The following is an 18110-nucleotide window of genomic DNA, read 5'->3' as shown; positions in this document are numbered from 1 at the left end:
CGTCCCTGGGGGTCTCGGCGAATATCCCGCTCCCTGTGACGGCGGTCACCCTTACGTTCATTTCGTTCATATGTTTTCGGCCAGGCACACTGTGACCATGCGTCTCCCCCGGACCCGTCCGCGCAGTCTGGCCGGTCAGCTCTTCGCCATGCAGGTGGTGCTGGTGGCGGCCGTGGTGGCCGGATGCGCCTTCTTCGCGTACGTCTCCGGCCGCGGACAGGCGGAGGAGACCGCGGCCCGGCAGGTCCGGGCGGCGGCTCTGGCGGTGGCCGATTCCCCGTCGGTACGGGAGGCGATCCGCACCCCGGACCCGTCCGCCGTGCTGCAGCCGTACGCCGAGCAGGTCCGCAAGGACACCGGGATCGCCTTCGTCACGATCATGAGCCCGGACCGGATCCGCTGGACGCACCCCGACGCCGACCGGATCGGTGAGACGTTCCTCGGGCACACGGCGCGGGCGCTGCGCGGCGAGACGTTCTCGGAGACGTACACCGGCACGCTCGGTCCGTCGATCCGGGTCGTCACCCCGATCCTGGACGGCGGCAGGATCACCGGTCTGGTCAGCGCGGGCATCACGGTCGAGCGGGTCTCCTCGCAGGTGCGGGCCCAGCTCGGTGCGCTGGGGCTGGCGGCGGGCGGGGCGCTCGCGCTCGGCGGCGTCGGTACGTATGTGATCAACGCCCGGCTGCGGCGCCACACGCACGGCATGAACGCCGCCGAGCTGAGCCGGATGCACGACTACCACCAGGCCACGCTGCACGCGGTGCGCGAGGGGCTGCTGATGCTCGACGGGCGGCGCAGGATCGCGCTGATCAACGACGCGGGCCGGGAGCTGCTCGGGCTGCCCCCGGGTGCGGTCGGGCGCCGGGTCGCCGATCTGGAGCTCCCGCCGCCGCTGACCGGGGCGCTGCTCGCATCCGAGGAGCGGGTCGACGAGCTGCATCTGACGGCGGACCGGGTGATCGTGGTCAACACCCGTCCGGTGGTGGGCGGCGAGCAGCGCGGCACGGTCGTGACCCTGCGCGACCACACGGAACTTCAGGCGCTGTCCGGCGAGTTGGACTCGGAGCGGGGCTTCACCCAGGCGCTGCGCTCGCAGGCGCACGAGGCGGCGAACCGGTTGCACACGGTCGTCTCGCTGATCGAGCTCGGCCGGGCGGAGGAGGCGGTCGGCTTCGCCACGGCGGAGCTGGAGCTGGCCCAGGCCCTCACCGACCGGGTCGTCGGCGCCGTCGCCGAACCGGTGCTGGCGGCCCTGCTGCTGGGCAAGGCGGCGCAGGCGAACGAGCGGGGGGTGGAGCTGGTGCTCGCCGACGACAGCCTGATCGACGACGGGGCACTGCCCGAGACGCTGTCGTCGCGCGATCTGGTGACGATCCTCGGCAATCTGATCGACAACGCGGTGGATGCGGCGTCCGAGGCGGCGACGAGCCCCTCCCCCGCCGGAGGTGTTCCCGGCCAGCGGGGTGGTGTGGCGGGCCGCCCGGTCCGTGCCCGGGTCACCGTGACCGCGCTCGCCGATGACGGCGAGCTGCTGCTGCGGGTCGCCGACACCGGTGCCGGGGTCGATCCCGGTGACGCGGCGCAGGTGTTCCACCGCGGCTGGTCCACGCACGGCGCCGGTCGCGGGCTCGGTCTGGCGCTCGTGCAGCAGGCCGTGCACCGGGGTGGCGGGACGGTCACCCTGAGCGGGGGCCCGGACGGCGGTGCGGAGTTCACCGTACGACTGCCGCTGCCGCCCGCGTCCATGCCGTCCGAGTCCGCGCACGTCCCCAAGGAGCCCACCCCATGATCCAGGTGCTGGTCGTCGAGGACGATCCCGTGGCCGCCGACGCCCATCAGCTGTATGTGGGCCGGGTTCCCGGCTTCACCGTGGCCGCGGTCGCTCATTCGCGTGCGGAGGCGGTACGGGCACTGGACCGTACCCCCATCGATCTGCTGCTCCTGGATCTGTATCTGCCCGACGGGCACGGTCTGCAGCTGCTGCGCTCACTGCGCGCCGCCGGGCACGCGGCGGATGTCATCGCCGTGACGTCGGCGCGTGATCTGGCGGTGGTCAGGGAGGGGGTGTCGCTCGGTGTCGTCCAGTACGTGCTGAAGCCGTTCACCTTCGCCACCCTGCGCGACCGCCTCGTCCGCTACGCCGAGTTCCGTGCGGCGGCCGGTGAGGCGAGCGGGCAGGACGAGGTGGACCGGGCGCTCGGCGCGCTGCGGGCGCCGCAGCCGGTCCGGCTGCCCAAGGGGCTGAGCGGCCCGACGCTGGAGGCGGTGACGCGTGCGCTGCGGGCCTCCCCGGACGGGGTGACGGCAGCGGCCGCCGGCGTGGAGCTGGGCATCTCGCGGATCACCGCCCGCCGCTATCTGGAGCACCTGGTGTCGACGGGGCGCGCCGTTCGCAGCCCCCAGTACGGGCAGATCGGACGGCCGGAGCTGCACTACCGGTGGGTGGCCGCATCGCGGTGAGGGACCGCGACCACACTCCTGGGGCCTGATCCGGAAGAAGACCCCTGACGGCCCAACGAGCGCTTCCTGCACGGGCATTGACCTCGGCCATGTCGCGTACGGTCTCGGCGCCCAGTACGGACTCCGGATCAGCGCCGACACCGACGCCGCCTGGGAGCGCGGTCTCGCGCTGCCCAGCGAGTACGAACACACGGCGCCGGCCGGATTCCTGTGGTGCGCGCCGGGCGACCTGCTGACGTCCGCCCGCTCCCTGCGGGAGCACCGGGTGGCCCAGGGTCTGGCCGCGGACGAGCTCGCGCGGCTGGTGGGGCTGGAGGCGTCCGCCTGTCCATGGACGGAGGAGTCGGGGCACTGGCGCGGCAACGAGCGGCAGTCCGCGGCGCTCAGCGAGGTGCTGGGGCTGTCGGCGGCCGGCTTCGTGACGGCGACGGGGCGCTACGAGGAGCCGGCGGAGCTGCTGCGCAGTGCGGTGACGACGCGCCGGCAGGCGTACACCCGGCGGTCGCGAAGCTGGTGCCGCTGGAGCGGCGGCTGCCGCAGGACGTGCTGGAGCGGCTGCACGGGGACTACCAGGCGCTGATGGTGTCGACGCTGAGCTGGAGCACGGGGCGCGCGGAGCGGGTGGGGTCCGACGGGGAGGCCGGGCGGGCGGTCCTGGACGGGATCGTGGAGCGGTTCCGGGAGACGGCGGGGGTGTAGGGCCTGTCGTTCGGGTCGTGCCGGGCCCACGGGGTCGGGCACGCGCCCTGATCCGGCCTGATCCGAAAGAAAGCGGCCCGACGGGGCGGCCTCCGCGCCCTCGAACACCGGACGGGCCGGACGTCACCGGCCCGCCCGGTGCCCGGAAACGGTCAGAACACGGACTCCGCCTCGTACATCCGGTCCATCGGTACCGTCTTCAGCTGCGTGATCGCGTCCGCGAGCGGGACCATCGTGATGTCGTTGCCGCGCAGCGCCGTCATCCGGCCGAAGTCGCCCCGGTGCGCCGCCTCGACCGCGTGCCAGCCGAAGCGGGTGGCGAGCACCCGGTCGTACGCGGTCGGCGTGCCGCCGCGCTGGACGTGGCCGAGGATGACCGGCCTGGCCTCCTTGCCGAGCCTGGTCTCCAACTCGACCGCGAGCCGGTTGCCGATGCCCTGGAAGCGCTCGTGGCCGTACTGGTCGATCTCGCCCTTGGCGTACGGCATCGAGCCCTCGGCCGGGTGCGCGCCCTCGGCCACGCAGATGACCGCGAACTTCTTGCCGCGTGCGAAGCGTTCCTCGACCATCTTGACCAGGTCCGCGACCTCGAACGGCCGCTCGGGCAGACAGATGCCGTGCGCACCGCCCGCCATGCCGGACTCCAGCGCGATCCAGCCCGCGTGCCGGCCCATCACCTCGACGACCATGACCCGCTGGTGCGATTCGGCCGTGGTCTTGAGACGGTCTATGGCTTCGGTGGCGACGCCCACCGCCGTGTCGAAGCCGAAGGTGCGGTCGGTGGACGAGATGTCGTTGTCGATGGTCTTCGGGACGCCGACGACGGGCATTCCGGCGTCCGACAGCATCCGGGCCGCGGTGAGGGTGCCCTCGCCGCCGATCGGGATCAGCGCGTCGATGCCGTAACGGCGGCTCAGCGCGTCACAGTTCTCGGCCGCTTCGCGGAGCCGGTCGCGCTCCAGCCGGGCCGAGCCGAGGATGGTGCCGCCGCGGGCGAGGATGCCGCTGACCGCGTTGAGGTCGAGGGGGCGGAAGTGACCGTCGAGGAGTCCCTTGAACCCGTCCTCGAAGCCGATGACTTCATCACCATGACCCACCACGGCGCGGTGCACGACCGACCGGATCACTGCGTTCAGGCCCGGGCAGTCGCCGCCTGCGGTGAGAACTCCGATGCGCATCGTGCTGTATCTCCTGCTCGCTAGTGCCGTGCATTTCGGGGGCGACTACAGAATCCCCCGTACCGTGAGCCACAACGATTGTCCCACGTCAGGTCTGGACCTCGCGCTACCGACTCTTCCACCGCCACCGCACCGGACGGAGTGCCGGGCGCGACGGGGTTCTTCCCGCACCCGATCAGGGCCTTTCGTCCGGCGGGCGGCAAATCCGCCCCCGCAGGTATCGTCAACAGGGCGATATCGCTCCAACCGGACAGAACGACGGGAGAGCACGCGTGACGCGCAGCGTGTACGTGACAGGAATCGACCGGGGAGACGGCCGTCAGGTCGTCGATCTGGGAGTCATGGAACTCCTGACACGTCAGGTGGACCGGGTCGGGGTGTTCCGGCCACTGGTCCATGACGGCCCCGACCGGCTGTTCGAGCTGCTGCGGGCCCGCTACCGGCTCTCCCAGGACCCGTCGACGGTCTACGGCCTGGACTACGCGGAGGCGTCCGCGCTGCAGGCGGAGAAGGGTACCGACGAACTGGTCTCGCAGCTCGTCGACCGCTTCCATCAGGTGGCCCGCTCGTACGAGGTGGTGCTGGTCCTCGGCACGGACTTCGCGGCCACCCAGCTCCCCGACGAGCTGGCGCTCAATGCCCGGCTGGCCAACGAGTTCGGCGCCTCGGTGATCGCCGTGGTCGGCGGGAAGGGGCAGGACGCGGAGTCCGTGCGGGCCGAGACGAGCAACGCCTACCGGGCGTACGCCGGGCTGGGCTGCGACGTCCTCGCGATGGTGGTGAACCGGGTGGCGGCGGAGGACCGCGAGGTCATCGCCGAGCGACTGGCCGCGCGGCTGCCCGTCCCCTGTTCGGTGCTGCCGGACGACGCGGCGCTCTCCGCGCCGACGGTCGCCCAGATCACCGCGGCGCTCGGCGGAACGGTTCTGCTCGGCGACGACGCGGGGCTGGCCAGGGACGCGCTGGACTTCGTCTTCGGCGGGGCGATGCTGCCGAATCTGCTGAACGCACTGACGCCGGGCTGTCTCGTGGTCACGCCCGGCGACCGGGCGGACCTGGTGGTCGGCTCGCTGGCGGCGCACAGCGCCGGAACCCCGCCCATCGCGGGCGTGCTGCTGACCCTGAACGAGCGCCCCGGCGAGGAAATACTCAAGCTGGCCGCACGTCTCGCACCGGGCACCCCGGTCGTGTCGGTGGCCGGCGGATCCTTCCCCACCGCGGGCGAACTCTTCGCGCTGGAGGGAAAGTTGAACGCGGCGACGCCCCGCAAGGCAGAGACCGCACTGGGCCTCTTCGAGCGCCACGTCGACACCGGCGCCCTGCTGGAGCGGATCTCCTTGGCCCGCAGCGGCCGCGTCACCCCGATGATGTTCGAGCACGAGCTGCTGGAACAGGCCCGCGCGGACCGGCGCCGCGTGGTGCTGCCGGAGGGCACCGAGGAGCGGGTCCTGCGCGCCGCCGATGTGCTGCTGCGCCGCGACGTCTGCGAGCTCACCCTGCTCGGCGATCTCGACATCATCCGCAAGAAGGCCGCCGACCTCGGCATCGACCTCGCCGATACACAGCTGATCGACCCGCAGACCTCGGAGCTGCGCCAGGCGTTCGCGGAGCGGTACGCACAGCTGCGGGCGCACCGCGGGGTCACGGTGGAGCTGGCGTACGACGTCGTCTCGGACGTGAACTACTTCGGCACGCTGATGGTCCAGGAGGGCCTGGCCGACGGCATGGTCTCCGGGGCCGTGCACTCCACCGCCGCGACGATCCGCCCGGCCTTCGAGATCATCAAGACGAAGCCGGACGCGTCGATCGTCTCCTCGGTCTTCTTCATGTGCCTCTCGGACAAGGTCCTGGTGTACGGGGACTGTGCGGTCAACCCGGACCCGGACGCGGAGCAGCTCGCGGACATCGCCGTCCAGTCCGCCGTCACCGCCGCCCGCTTCGGTGTCGAGCCGCGGATCGCGATGCTCTCGTACTCGACGGGCACCTCGGGCACGGGCGCCGATGTCGACAAGGTGCGGCAGGCGACGGACCTGGTGCGCGCGAGCCGGCCGGATCTCAGGGTCGAGGGTCCGATCCAGTACGACGCGGCGGTGGAGCCGAGCGTCGCCGCGACCAAGCTGCCCGGCTCGGAGGTGGCGGGGCAGGCGACCGTGCTGATCTTCCCGGACCTGAACACCGGCAACAACACCTACAAGGCCGTGCAGCGCTCGGCCGGCGCGGTGGCCGTCGGCCCGGTGCTCCAGGGGCTGCGCAAGCCCGTCAACGACCTCTCCCGCGGTGCGCTCGTCCAGGACATCGTCAATACCGTGGCGATCACGGCGATCCAGGCCCAGGGCGAGGAGTGATCCGCATGACCACCCCCACGAAGGAAGGTTCCGCCGCCGTGCAGGCCCGTCGCGTCCTCGTCCTCAACTCCGGCTCCTCATCGGTGAAGTACCAGCTCCTCGACATGGAGAACCGCTCCCGGCTCGCGATCGGCCTGGTCGAGCGGATCGGCGAGGAAACCTCCCGTCTGCTGCACACCCCGCTGACCGGCGGCGCCGCGACACGTGAGCGCATGGGCAGGATCGCCGACCACGAGGCGGCGCTGAAGGCTGCGGCCGAGGAGCTGGCCGCGGACGGGCTGGGGCTGGACTCTCCCGAGCTGGCCTCGATCGGCCACCGGGTGGTGCACGGCGGCCTGCGTTTCACCGAGCCGACCGTGATCACCGATGAGGTGCTGGCGGAGATCGAGCGGCTCGTCCCGGTGGCACCGCTGCACAACCCGGCGAACATCATCGGGATCCGTACCGCACAGGCGCTCCGCCCCGACCTGCCCCAGGTCGCCGTCTTCGACACCGCGTTCCACACGACGATGCCGGAGTACGCCGCGCGCTACGCGATCGACGTGGAGACCGCGGACGCCCACCGCATCCGCCGCTACGGCTTCCACGGCACCTCGCACGCGTACGTCTCCCGCAAGGCCGCCGAACTGCTGGGACGCACCCCCGAGGAGGTCAATGTCATCGTGCTGCACCTGGGCAACGGCGCCTCGGCATCGGCGGTGGCGGGCGGCCGTTGCGTGGAGACGTCGATGGGACTGACCCCGTTGGAAGGGCTGGTGATGGGGACCCGGTCCGGGGACATCGACCCGGCGGTCACCTTCCATCTGACGCGGGTGGCGGGGATGTCGGTCGACGAGATCGACGTCCTGCTCAACAAGAGGAGCGGTCTGGTCGGGCTCTGCGGGGACAACGACATGCGGGAGATCCGGCGCCGGATCGACGAGGGCGACGAGCGGGCGGCGCTGGCGTTCGACATCTATGTGCACCGGCTGAAGAAGTACATCGGCGCCTATTCGGCGGTCCTCGGGCGGGTGGATGCCGTGGTGTTCACGGCGGGGGTCGGGGAGAACTCGGCGCCCGTACGGGAGGCTGCGATCGCCGGTCTCGAAGAGTTCGGCCTCGCGGTGGACGCCGGTCTCAACGCCGTACGGTCCGGTGAACCGAGGCTGATCTCGCCGGACTACGCGCGGGTCGCGGTCGCCGTGGTGCCGACGGACGAGGAGCTGGAGATCGCCGGCCAGACCTTCGCGCTGGTCGAAAGGCTCGGACGGACCGCGCAGCCCGGGCAGGCCGAACCGCTCGGACAGGTCGACAACTGAGCACCCCCGCGCCCCTTTGTATCTTCCACCAGCCGGAATATTCCGCAGTGAAACAAACCGATAGGATCCGCCTCATGCGCCGTTCCAAAATCGTCTGCACCCTCGGTCCCGCCGTCGACTCCCACGAGCAGCTCGTCGCTCTGATCGAGGCCGGCATGAGCGTGGCCCGATTCAACTTCAGCCACGGCTCCCACGAGGAACACCAGGGCCGTTACGACCGCGTCCGCCGGGCCGCCGCCGAGACCGGCCGGGCGGTCGGCGTACTCGCCGACCTCCAGGGCCCGAAGATCCGCCTGGCGAAGTTCGCCGAGGGCCCCGTCGAGCTGGTCCGCGGGGACGAGTTCACCATCACCACCGACGACGTCCCCGGTGACAAGTCGATCTGCGGTACGACCTACAAGGGACTGCCGGGCGACGTCGACAAGGGCGATCCGATCCTGATCAACGACGGCAACGTCGAGCTGAAGGTCGTCGAGGTCGAGGGTTCCCGGGTCAAGACCATCGTCATCGAGGGCGGGGTGATCTCCGACCACAAGGGGATCAACCTGCCGGGTGCGGCGGTGAACGTCCCGGCCCTGTCCGAGAAGGACGTCGAGGACCTCCGCTTCGCCCTGCGGATGGGCTGCGACCTGGTCGCCCTCTCCTTCGTGCGCGACGCCGACGACGTCAAGGACGTCCACAAGATCATGGACGAGGAGGGCCGCCGGGTCCCCGTCATCGCCAAGGTCGAGAAGCCGCAGGCCGTCGAGCACATGGAGGGCGTCGTCATGGCGTTCGACGGTGTGATGGTCGCCCGTGGCGACCTGGCCGTCGAGTACCCCCTGGAGAAGGTCCCGATGGTGCAGAAGCGCCTCGTGGAACTCTGCCGGAGGAACGCCAAGCCGGTGATCGTGGCGACCCAGATGATGGAGTCGATGATCACCAACTCGCGGCCGACCCGCGCCGAGGCGTCCGACGTCGCCAACGCGATCCTGGACGGGGCCGACGCGGTCATGCTGTCCGCCGAGTCCAGCGTGGGCGCGTACCCGATCGAGACGGTCAAGACGATGTCGAAGATCGTCGTCGCCGCCGAGGAGGAGCTGCTCTCCAAGGGTCTGCAGCCGCTGGTCCCGGGCAAGAAGCCCCGTACCCAGGGTGGTTCGGTGGCCCGCGCGGCCTGCGAGATCGCGGACTTCCTGAACGGCAAGGCGCTGGTCGCCTTCACCAAGTCCGGTGACACGGCCCGCCGGCTCTCCCGCTACCGCGCCGCGCAGCCGATCCTGGCCTTCACCACCGACGAATCCACCCGGAACCAGCTCGCGCTGAGCTGGGGCGTCGAGGCCCACGTCGTGCCGCACGTGGACAACACCGACGCCATGGTGGACCTGGTCGACGCGGAGCTGCTGAAGCTGAGCCGCTACAACGCCGGCGACACGATGGTCATCACGGCCGGTTCGCCCCCCGGCGTCCCCGGCACCACCAACATGGTCCGGGTGCACCACGTGGGCGGCAGCGACCGCGGCTGACGAGCCGACCGCACCGGCATACGACTGTGGCCCGCATCCCCTTCGACGGGGGTGCGGGCCACAGCCTTGTGCGGCTCCCTGACGGGTCCTTGAGTCACTTCATCAGCTGTTGCCGCCGGTGAAGTAGTTGTGCAGCCCGGGCACCGTGAGCGTGCCGCCGAACTGGCCGGCCTGGGTGACCTTCACGTTGGTGAAGAACGCGAACGGCACGTTCAGCGGCGGCGGGGTCTCGGGGCTGAACGTGATCGGGATGAGGCCGAAGAGGTTGCCCTTCAGCTCCTCCGTGTACATCGTCACCGTGCCTTCGCGGATGGTGGACGTCGAACCCTTCCGCGCCTGGACGTGGCCGGTGGTGCCGCCCGGCCCCTCGGTCAGCTGGTGCAGGTCCTTGATGTCGATGGACGACGCGGTGAACTTCAGCACCTTCTTCGTGGTGCCGTCGCCCTTCTCCACCTCGACGATGCCCTTGTAGTCGAGTCCGTTCAGGGTGAGCAGCGAACTCTCCAGGATCCACGGCTCGTTCGGAACCCTGGGGATGCCCTGCTCCAGGTCCGCCGCGGCCAGCGCCTTGGGGTCGGCGGTGGGGCACGGGAACGGCTGCTTGGCGCCGTCCGGGATGTCGTCGTCCTTCTTGGGGTCGAGTCCCTTGGCGCTCTCGTCGAGCTCCTCGACCGACGTACCCGCCTTGTCGGCCGCCTCGCGGATGGCGTCGGCGGTCTTGCCGACCGTGTCCTTCGCCGCGTCCGTCACCTTGGACACGGGCTTCTCGGCGGGCTCGCTCGTCGCGGACGCCGACGGCTTCGGGGACGCGGTGGTGGCGCTCGGGGACGGGCTCGCCGTCTCCTTGTCCGGTCCGTCGAAGAGATCCTTGAGCGCGTCGCCGACGCCCAGCGGGTCGAGCGGGTTGTTCGTCGCCGTGGGCGACGGGGAGGCGCTCGGCGCCGCGGCGGGCGCCTCGCTCTGCTGGTCCGCCGCGGCGTTCGCCGACGGGGTCGCCGACGGCTTCGGCGTCGCCTCGGCACCCTGGTCCGCACCGCTGTCGGCGGCACCGGAGGAGGCGCTGGCGGACGGCGACGGTGTCTTCGTCTCCGACGCGGACGCCGAGGGCTCCGGCGACTGGCTCGGCTCGTCCGAGCGCGTCACACAGGGGCCCGGCGCGAACGGGATGTCCGTCGCGTCGTCGGCCAGCGCGAGCTTGGGGGTGAGTCCCATCCCGACGAAGACAGCCGTCGGCATCGCGGCGAGCGCGAAGGCCTTGCCCGCGGGTATGTGCAGCTTCGTCAGCAGCGACTTCCTCGGGGCCGCGTGGCGCGGCCCGCTTCTCGCCCGGAGATCCTCGCCCCCGGTCGAGTTCAGCTGCGTCTCGTCACCCCGCACTGTTCCTCCCGCCGCCTGCGTCAACTTTGCCGTTCGTGCTGTCGTCGTTCCACGGAGCGGGCCCGGGGCTGTACGTCCCCGCGGCACCGTGCTGCGGGTCGGAACCGTCCGGCAGCGCACCGTCGGGCCCTGCCGGGTCCTTCGGGCCGGCCCCGGCTCCGGGTTCGGCCGGCTGCTCGGCGACCGGCGTGCCCGGTGCCCAGGAAAGGGCGAGGCAGCCACCGATCATGGCGAGCAGGAATCCGATGAGGAACCCGCCGAGGTTGGACACCGGGATGGAGACCAGCGCCAGCAGGATCGAGGCGACACCGGCGAAGACCCGGACGATTTGGTGGAACCACATGGTCAGACCGAGCGTGATCAGCAGTACACCGATGATCAGTGAGCCCGCACCCGCGGTGGTCGCCATGGCCAGCGTGAGGTGGCCGATCTTGAGATTGGCGTACGGGAAGTACGCGATCGGCGCCCCACCGAGTGCGGTGAGCAGGCCCGCCCAGAACGGTCGGCTGCCCCGCCAGGCACGGAAACGCTGCCGAAGGACGCGGGTGTAGTGCTCGTTCTGCCCCGTGGAGTCGGCGCTCATGGAAAACAGCTCCCTGGAACCGGTATTGCTGTGAAAGAAGAGGGAGCCGGTTGGGCGGAGCAGCGTGACCGCTCCTCCGCCCGCCCGGACGGAGTGCTTAGTAGCACTCCTTGACGCCGTTGTAGAGGCGCATGCTCAGCCCGCTGAGCTTGAAGGTGCCGGCCGTGGTGGCCCACGCCTTCTGCTTCACGTTGTCGAGAATCGCGCGGTCCGCCTGCTGGGCGAAACCGTTCTCCTTGATGTTCTCGCCGGACTTGATGGCCGGACCCTTGGAGGCGTCCTTCGCCGCAACACCGATGTCGATGTTCTTGAACGTGGCGTCGGCGTCCAGATCCGCGACATCGAGGTACAGGTTCTCGGCGTGGACCGGGGTACCGCCGCCGCCGGCCTTCAGCATGAGGCTGACGGACCCGAGGACCGGGATGTCCGGCGTGACGACGGACTGACACATGCCCGTGATGTCGGCCGACTTGAACGACGAGATCGCGACCGGGTGCACCGTCTTCGCGTCACCCTTGAGCTCCGCGTAGCCGACGTCTATGCCGCCGTACTGCGAGAAGCCCTTGCCGTCCAGGTGCTCCGCTGTCACCTTGAACGACTGGCCGGAGACGCTGAACGACGCGGCCAGCGCGCCCTGCGCCAGGGCTACACCGACCGCGGCCGTCGCGGCCACACTCGGAACCATGACGAGAGCGAACCGCTTCCATCTGGTCCCGCCACGAACTTGGGACTCCATGACTTTCCTCCTTCTCGGACGTACATCTCCGGTCCGGGCCTTGGCCCGTCCTGGGATGGGAGAAGTGCTACGTCCTCGGAAAGGAGAGCGCCGGAACCGGAGGCGTGAACCGCGTCCGAATCACTGGCGATCACCCCCGAGCGACAACCACCGGCCACGCGTTCGCGCAACCTGTTCGGACAGGCCCTGCCGGACGGCAGGAACCCCCCTGTCCGCGGTCGGCGCCACTGCCGCCGACCCACTCGGTGGGGACCCAAATCGGCCGCCGCGCCGACTGGCGGTCGGGCTGGCGTCATTGGACCGAGCGTGGCCGATCGTGGTGCATTAGCGCCCGCGGCACAAGGGGGTTCGTTACTCGCTAGTAACGGCCCGATAACCAAGGCACGACAGGGCGGCGCCGCCTGGCCACACAGGGTGGCATCCCTCGCAAGAAGGAAAGGGAGAATTGAGGTGCTTAAGCGGACAGAACCCCACGCACGATTTACTGGCAGTAACAGTCCGTGCTTTTATCAAGATTTGGTAAAGCGAGGGCGCTTATTGTCGCCGGATCGCGAAAACGGCCGTGGGGGCCCCCGGGGGGGCCCCCGCCTGGGGGGGCCCCCGCCCGGCTCAGATCGTGATCGGCTCCAGTTCGCGCTGGAACCGGGTCTCGTCCCGGGCGATCCGGGTCAGCGGATGCTCGTCGCCAAGCTGCCGGGACAGCTCTTCGACCACTTCCGCCCGCACCTGCAACGCCTCGTCCTTGCGCCCCATCTCATCGAGCGTGACAGCCATGTTCGACGTCATGGCCAAGGTCTCCGGATGGTGCGCCCCGAGGGTCTCCCGAAGCTGCGCGGACACCTGCCGCTCCGTCGACAGCACGATGTCGAGGTCGCCGAGGTCCGCGGTTGCGTTGGCCAGGTTCATGACGCAGAACAGGGTGTGCGGATGCTCGCGTCCGAACACCTCGCGCATCGAGGCGACCACCCGTTTCAGCAGTTTCTCCGCCTCCTCCGCCGCACCGGCCCCCGAGACATAGACGCCGAGGTTGTTCTGGGCGGCCAGGGTGTACGGGTGTTTCTCGCCCGGGACCTTCATGTACTGGTCGACGACTTCCTGCGCGGTGTCCCTCGCCTCGACCGCCTCACCGGCCGCGAACAGGTCGGCCGCCATGTTGAGATCACAGGCCAGCGATTCGGGGTTGGCCGAGGTGTACTTGGCCCGGTACCTGGCGCGGGTGGCCACCGTCAGTCTGCGGGCGTCCTCCAGCCGGCCCGCCCTGCGCAGCGAGACCGCGAGGCTCTTCGCCGCACTCAGCGTGCCCGGGAAGGTTCGCCCGAGGTGTGTCTTGTAGCTGTCGTAGGTGCGGCTGAGCAGACCGACGGAGTCCTCGTACCGTCCCACGTCCCGCAGATCGCGAGCCAGGTTCATGGCGGAGGACAGGCTGTACGGGTGGTTCGCGCCGAGCACCTCGGTACGCCGGTCGTAGACGTCCTGATCGATCTCCCTGGCCCTGGCGTACTGCCCGACGAGGCGCAGGTTCAGAGCCAGGTTGTTGGCCGCCGCCAGCGTCCTGGGGTGTGAGTCGTGGAAGATCTGGCTGAACCCCTCGGTGGCTTCGGTCGCCAGCTCGATCGCCCGGCTGTAGTCGCCGAGGGTGCCGAGGTCCGTCGCGAGGCTACTGGTGGTCATGTACGTGTGCGGGTGCTCCGAACCCAGTACCTCCCGCTGTCGGGCGAGGGTGATCTCGTCGAGTTCCTTCGCTTCCACATAACGACCGCGCGAGCGGTAGATGTTGGAGAGGTGGAAGCAGAGGTAGAGGTACTGGAGATCCCGCTCGCCGAGCATCTCCTCCCATGTCTCGCGCAGTTCGGCGCCGAGGGTGCCGGCCGTCCTGAAGTCACCACGCTTCCACAGGTAGCGCACTCGGTCGATCAGGAGCCTGCGGGTCTCGGGTTCCCTGCAGTTGCGCGCATCGGACGGGCCGAGGTGCGGCCATATGGTCGCGAACCGCGGCCAGGTCGCGGGGTTGTCGATCGGCTCGTCGTCATCGGGCCGGGCACCCGCCAGAATGCGGTGGACGACATGCCGGGCGTCACGCTGCTCCTCCTCGCTGAGCTGCGCCCGGATGACGGCCTGGACGAGGCGGTGCACCTGGATGGAGTTGGAGACCTGGTCGACCTTGGCGAGGGCGAACCGACCGATCTCCCGGATGACCCGGCCGAGCACCAGCTTCTCCTGGAGCGAGGGGTCGTACGGTTTCAGCGCCTCGATCATCTCCTTGCTGTACAGGAGGTTGGCGTTGATCGGCTCGGGGGCGAAGAAGGCACAGAGCTGGAGCAGCCGCACGGCGGCGGGCGAGCGCTCCTTGAGGCGCTGGATGGAGATGTTCCAGGTGGCGGCGACGGGTTCCGGGTAGCCCGCGGGCTGGTTGAGGGCCAGCACCTGAGGGGCTTGCTGGGCGAGCTGTTCCAGATAGGCGTCGATGGGCGTGGCGGTCTCCGCGATCCAGGCCGCCGCCTGTTCCACCGCGAGCGGCAGGTCACCGACAGCGGTGGCCACCTGCGCGGCGTCCTCGACACTGAGCCCGGGGGCGCGGCGCTGGAGGTGCTCGATGGACTCCTCCCGCAGGAAGACGTCGACGGGCAGTGCGTCGCCGAGCTGGGACCAGGTCTGGTTCCTGGAGGTGACCAGGATGTGACCGGAGCCGCCCTGCGGGAAGTAGCGCCGGAGCCGTTCGGGGTCGTCGGCATTGTCGAAGACCAGCAGCCAGCGGTCCGACGGAACTCCGCGGCGCAGCAGGTCGACGGCCTCCTGGGAGGCCGCGGCCATGTCGTCGCCGCCCTGGGCGCCGAGCCGGACCGCAAGTTCGGCGAGGCCGGCCACCACGTCGTCGGTCTGCTCGGACGATATCCACCACACCAGGTCGTAGTCGGCCATGAAGCGATGCACATACTCGAGAGCGACCTGCGTCTTGCCGACGCCGCCGAGACCGTACAGGGTCTGCGGCTGGGGAAGCACGACGGCCATGCCACCACCGAGCTGGTCACGCATCCGTTCCAGGACCAGGGAGCGGCCGGTGAAGCCGGGGTTGCGGGGTGGTGCGTTCCAGATCTTCGGCACGGTGCCGGGGAAGCGGGGCCCGGGCGCGACCCCGTCGACGAGCTGTACCGGGCGGTCCAGGGCACGCATCAGCGCCGCGGTGGCGTGCACCTCGTCGAGCCGGAAGAGGTCGACGGGGTTGCGGTCGATGTAGGGCGCGGAGAGGCGTACGTCCCCGACCCTGAGAGGCAGCAGCTGACGCCTTCCTCCGCCCGGGTCCTCGGCGACCGCCCTTTCCCACAGGCTCACGGCCCGCTGGGACTTGAGATAGGCGCTGGAGAGCAGGACGACCGTACGGGTGGCGCTCTCGGCCGCGAGTTGCGCCGGGTCGGCCACGCCGGGCTCGGCGGAGACATCGCGCGGGACGACGCGGAATCCGGCCCGGGTGAGGACCGATTCGATCCAGTCGGCCCACATCCGGTTCTCCGCCACATAGTTGAGGTAGAGATCGGCGGGCAGCGCGGGCCTGCGCCGGGTGAAGGCGTCGCGGATGCGCAACCGCACCTCTTCCCCCACGGGAGGCATCGAGGTGATCTGCCGGTCGGTGATGACGGCGGTGAGCCGCTCGAAGGCGGAGAGCAGCGAGTTGGTCAGACCTGCCTCGTCGCCGAAGGTGGCCAGCGTCTCCTCGTACGCGTAGTAGGGGCGGTACGGAATCTCCACCGCTCCCCAGTAGGCGGTGAGCTCGTCGCTGGACAGGTCCCGGGGCAGCCGGTCGAACTTCAGCCGGGCCAGGGCGCGGCCCGCGTCGGCCTTCTCCTTCTCGCCCTCGTCGATGCGCATCGGGACGGGGAAGATCGAGATGGGCCGGCCGGTGTAGCGCTCGGAGATCTGCCGGGCGACGGATGCCGCGCCGTCGATGGACTGGTCGCTGAGGGTGAAGCAGTCGACGAGCAGGTCCGGAAGGTGGACGGTGCAGATGTCGGCGATGTCGCTGAGACCGGTCCGGCTGTCGATGAGGACGTAGTCGTAGTTGGCCTTCATGTCGTCGCGCAGGGCGTCGAAGAAGTGCCCGCCGCCGAGCCGGTCGTAGAAGTTGTCCCAGTCGAAAGTGGAGACGGTCGCGGAGTATTCGCGGTTCTGGCGCCCGGCGGAAACGAAGTCGAGGGTGCCCCCCTGCGGGAACTCCCAGCCGAGCGCCTCCGGGGCGAGGGAGACGGCGTGCGGCTGGATGCGGGCGTAGTCGCGGTGCCAGTCGTCGGCACGCTCGACCGGGCTGGTCGCGGCCCAGGCATACTCGGTGATCAGGTCGATGACGCCGGTGGTGGCGCCGAGTGTCGACGGGTCGAGGAAGGGATGGAAGAACCGGTGGAGTCCGGGCGCCTCCAGGTCCCAGTCGACGGCCAGTACCCGTTTGCCGTTGGCAGCCAGGATCCAGGCGGTGTTGGCCAGGGCCATCGTGCGCCCGGTACCGCCTTTGTACGAGTAGAAAGTGACGATGCGTCCGTCACGCCCGGCCGTCATACGTCCTCCGCATCCGTCGCAGGGTCGTGCATGTCCGGTATGAACTGCGTGTTGCCCATGGGCCCCATCAGTCGTGTTCGTTCAGTGTGACCGCCGCCCGTCGCCGGCGGATAGACCGCCGCGTGGCGCAGATACTGCTGGGCCGCCGCCTCCACCACCTGGGGCAGCACCTGTCCGAAGGCATCCATGCTGGGCACTCCCCTTGCCGCGGCGCGGCAATACGCGCGCCCCTGTCGAATCTTGGACGGCATGGTCTGTTCGAGCTTCTCGGTCAACTCCGCCTCGGCGGCTCTGCTCTGGGGGTCCTCGCGGTTCCAGGGCACCACCATGGTCACCCACGGGCGATTCTCGGCGTCGAAGGCCGCGAGTCTGCGACGTCGGTCCTCGTCCATCAGCGCCCAGCGGTCGACGACCAGGATTTCCGGCCTGTTCGGTGGCCCCTTGCTCTCCGCGTGGCCGGACTCCTCGTCGAAGGAGGTGACGGTGGCCTGGTAGTTGAGGGAGCGCACCAGGTCCTCGGCGACATAGGCCAGGGGCCGCGCGGAGGCCGGATGGTAGGGATTCCAGTCGTGCGGATTGTCGCCGTAGTAGTCGGCGTTGCGTCCCTCGGGCAGGTCGTGCCGGGTGGGAGCCGCGATGGTCACCTTCATCGGGCGAGGCGCACCGGCACCGCTGCTCTGCGAGCCGAAGGCGCTGGGGGCCAGCCGGTAATCGACGGGGCGGCCCACTTCGATCCGGGCGGTGGCCGCGACGCTGACGATGCGTTTGGCGAGTTCGTAGACGGCCCGTTCGTACTCCTGGGCGAAGAGTCTGAGTTTGATCAGTCCGTAGAGCCCGTCACTGACGTAACGGTCCCCGAAATCACGGTGATTGAACTGCAGCCGCTCCGCCGGCCCGGGCAGCTGGTTCGGTGGAACCGGCACCCAGAGCGCGGGCACGATCGCTTCGGCGGGCTGATTGCTGCGGGCGCGGTGGGCGATGGCGCGCTGTTCGAAAGCGTGCCACTCCTTTCCGCACATCTCGCTGGCGAAATAGCGCGGAGAGAAGAGCGGAACGAACACCCGGCAGGTGGCCAGCACGCTGCCGAGCCGTTCCGACCACCCCTCGCCGGACCGTATCTCCCGGTCCATGAACCCGGCGGAGGCACCCGCCGGGAGATCGGTCATGGCCATTACGTGGCCGCAGAGATCCTGAAACAGCCGCTCGACCCACATATCCGGGTCCGTTCCACCGCCGTACCCCGGTGTATGCGCATAGCTCAAGAAGAAGTACGGCCGATGGTCCGCCGCTCGCGGTTGCGTTGATGCGTGCACACGACCCCCGTCCTGTGTGAGCACTCGCATCCGAGGAGTGTGGGAAGAATGCGAGCGAATTCATCATT

The 18110-nt window shown here is 69.8% G+C and carries 11 protein-coding genes and 1 pseudogene; 6 read left to right on the top strand and 6 right to left on the bottom strand.

Annotation, left to right across the window (positions count from 1 at the left end; genetic code table 11):
• Positions 1-97: 97 nt before the first annotated feature.
• The 3 genes and pseudogenes from ACFU8W_RS21445 (at position 98) to ACFU8W_RS21435 (ending at position 3162) form a co-directional block, all read left to right on the top strand.
• Positions 98-1792: an ATP-binding protein gene (locus ACFU8W_RS21445; protein ID WP_384039463.1), complete on the top strand. Its 1695-nt coding sequence runs from the start codon at positions 98-100 to the stop codon at positions 1790-1792.
• On the top strand, positions 1789-2463 hold the full coding sequence (locus ACFU8W_RS21440) for a response regulator (protein ID WP_384039460.1): 675 nt from the start codon (positions 1789-1791) through the stop codon (positions 2461-2463). The genes ACFU8W_RS21445 and ACFU8W_RS21440 overlap by 4 nt, the downstream gene beginning before the upstream one ends.
• Before the next feature lie 28 nt (positions 2464-2491).
• A pseudogene (locus ACFU8W_RS21435) lies at positions 2492-3162 on the top strand (XRE family transcriptional regulator).
• A gap of 152 nt (positions 3163-3314) precedes the next feature.
• Here the strand turns inward: ACFU8W_RS21435 and ACFU8W_RS21430 are convergent.
• A complete protein-coding gene (locus ACFU8W_RS21430) occupies positions 3315-4340 on the bottom strand; it encodes an ATP-dependent 6-phosphofructokinase (RefSeq protein ID WP_345510259.1) in 1026 nt (341 codons plus the stop codon).
• Between the two features lie 272 nt (positions 4341-4612).
• On the opposite strand from ACFU8W_RS21430, the gene pta reads away from it, so the two are divergent.
• The 3 genes from pta (at position 4613) to pyk (ending at position 9488) form a co-directional block, all read left to right on the top strand.
• Positions 4613-6685, top strand: coding sequence for a phosphate acetyltransferase (gene pta / locus ACFU8W_RS21425; RefSeq protein ID WP_384039457.1), 2073 nt, complete (start codon positions 4613-4615; stop codon positions 6683-6685).
• 5 nt (positions 6686-6690) lie between these two features.
• A complete protein-coding gene (locus tag ACFU8W_RS21420) occupies positions 6691-7983 on the top strand; it encodes an acetate kinase (RefSeq protein ID WP_384039454.1) in 1293 nt (430 codons plus the stop codon).
• A 74-nt stretch (positions 7984-8057) separates the two neighbouring features.
• Complete coding sequence (pyk, locus tag ACFU8W_RS21415; RefSeq protein ID WP_037689380.1) at positions 8058-9488, top strand: pyruvate kinase; 1431 nt, start codon at positions 8058-8060, stop codon at positions 9486-9488.
• A 102-nt stretch (positions 9489-9590) separates the two neighbouring features.
• Here pyk and ACFU8W_RS21410 read toward each other — a convergent pair whose 3' ends face one another.
• The 5 genes from ACFU8W_RS21410 to fsxC all read right to left on the bottom strand — a co-directional run bounded on the left by ACFU8W_RS21410 (position 9591) and on the right by fsxC (position 18072).
• Complete coding sequence (locus ACFU8W_RS21410) at positions 9591-10865, bottom strand: hypothetical protein (RefSeq protein ID WP_384039450.1); 1275 nt, start codon at positions 10863-10865, stop codon at positions 9591-9593.
• Complete coding sequence (locus ACFU8W_RS21405; RefSeq protein ID WP_345510263.1) at positions 10855-11448, bottom strand: DUF6114 domain-containing protein; 594 nt, start codon at positions 11446-11448, stop codon at positions 10855-10857. The genes ACFU8W_RS21410 and ACFU8W_RS21405 overlap by 11 nt, the downstream gene beginning before the upstream one ends.
• Before the next feature lie 97 nt (positions 11449-11545).
• The gene (locus ACFU8W_RS21400; protein ID WP_345510265.1) at positions 11546-12184 is read right to left on the bottom strand and encodes a DUF6230 family protein; all 639 of its coding nucleotides are present in this window, start codon (positions 12182-12184) and stop codon (positions 11546-11548) included.
• Positions 12185-12793: 609 nt separating this feature from the next.
• The gene (gene fxsT, locus ACFU8W_RS21395) at positions 12794-16729 is read right to left on the bottom strand and encodes an FxSxx-COOH system tetratricopeptide repeat protein (RefSeq protein ID WP_384039446.1); all 3936 of its coding nucleotides are present in this window, start codon (positions 16727-16729) and stop codon (positions 12794-12796) included.
• A complete protein-coding gene (gene fsxC, locus ACFU8W_RS21390; RefSeq protein ID WP_266987346.1) occupies positions 16726-18072 on the bottom strand; it encodes an FxsC protein in 1347 nt (448 codons plus the stop codon). The genes fxsT and fsxC overlap by 4 nt, the downstream gene beginning before the upstream one ends.
• Positions 18073-18110: the final 38 nt, after the last annotated feature.

The sequence above is a fragment of the Streptomyces sp. NPDC057565 genome (assembly GCF_042801455.1).
GTDB classification, from domain to species: Bacteria; Actinomycetota; Actinomycetes; order Streptomycetales; family Streptomycetaceae; genus Streptomyces; species Streptomyces yanii.
Note: the sequence above shows the minus strand (reverse complement) of the source record. Positions and strands in the feature narration are given on the sequence as shown.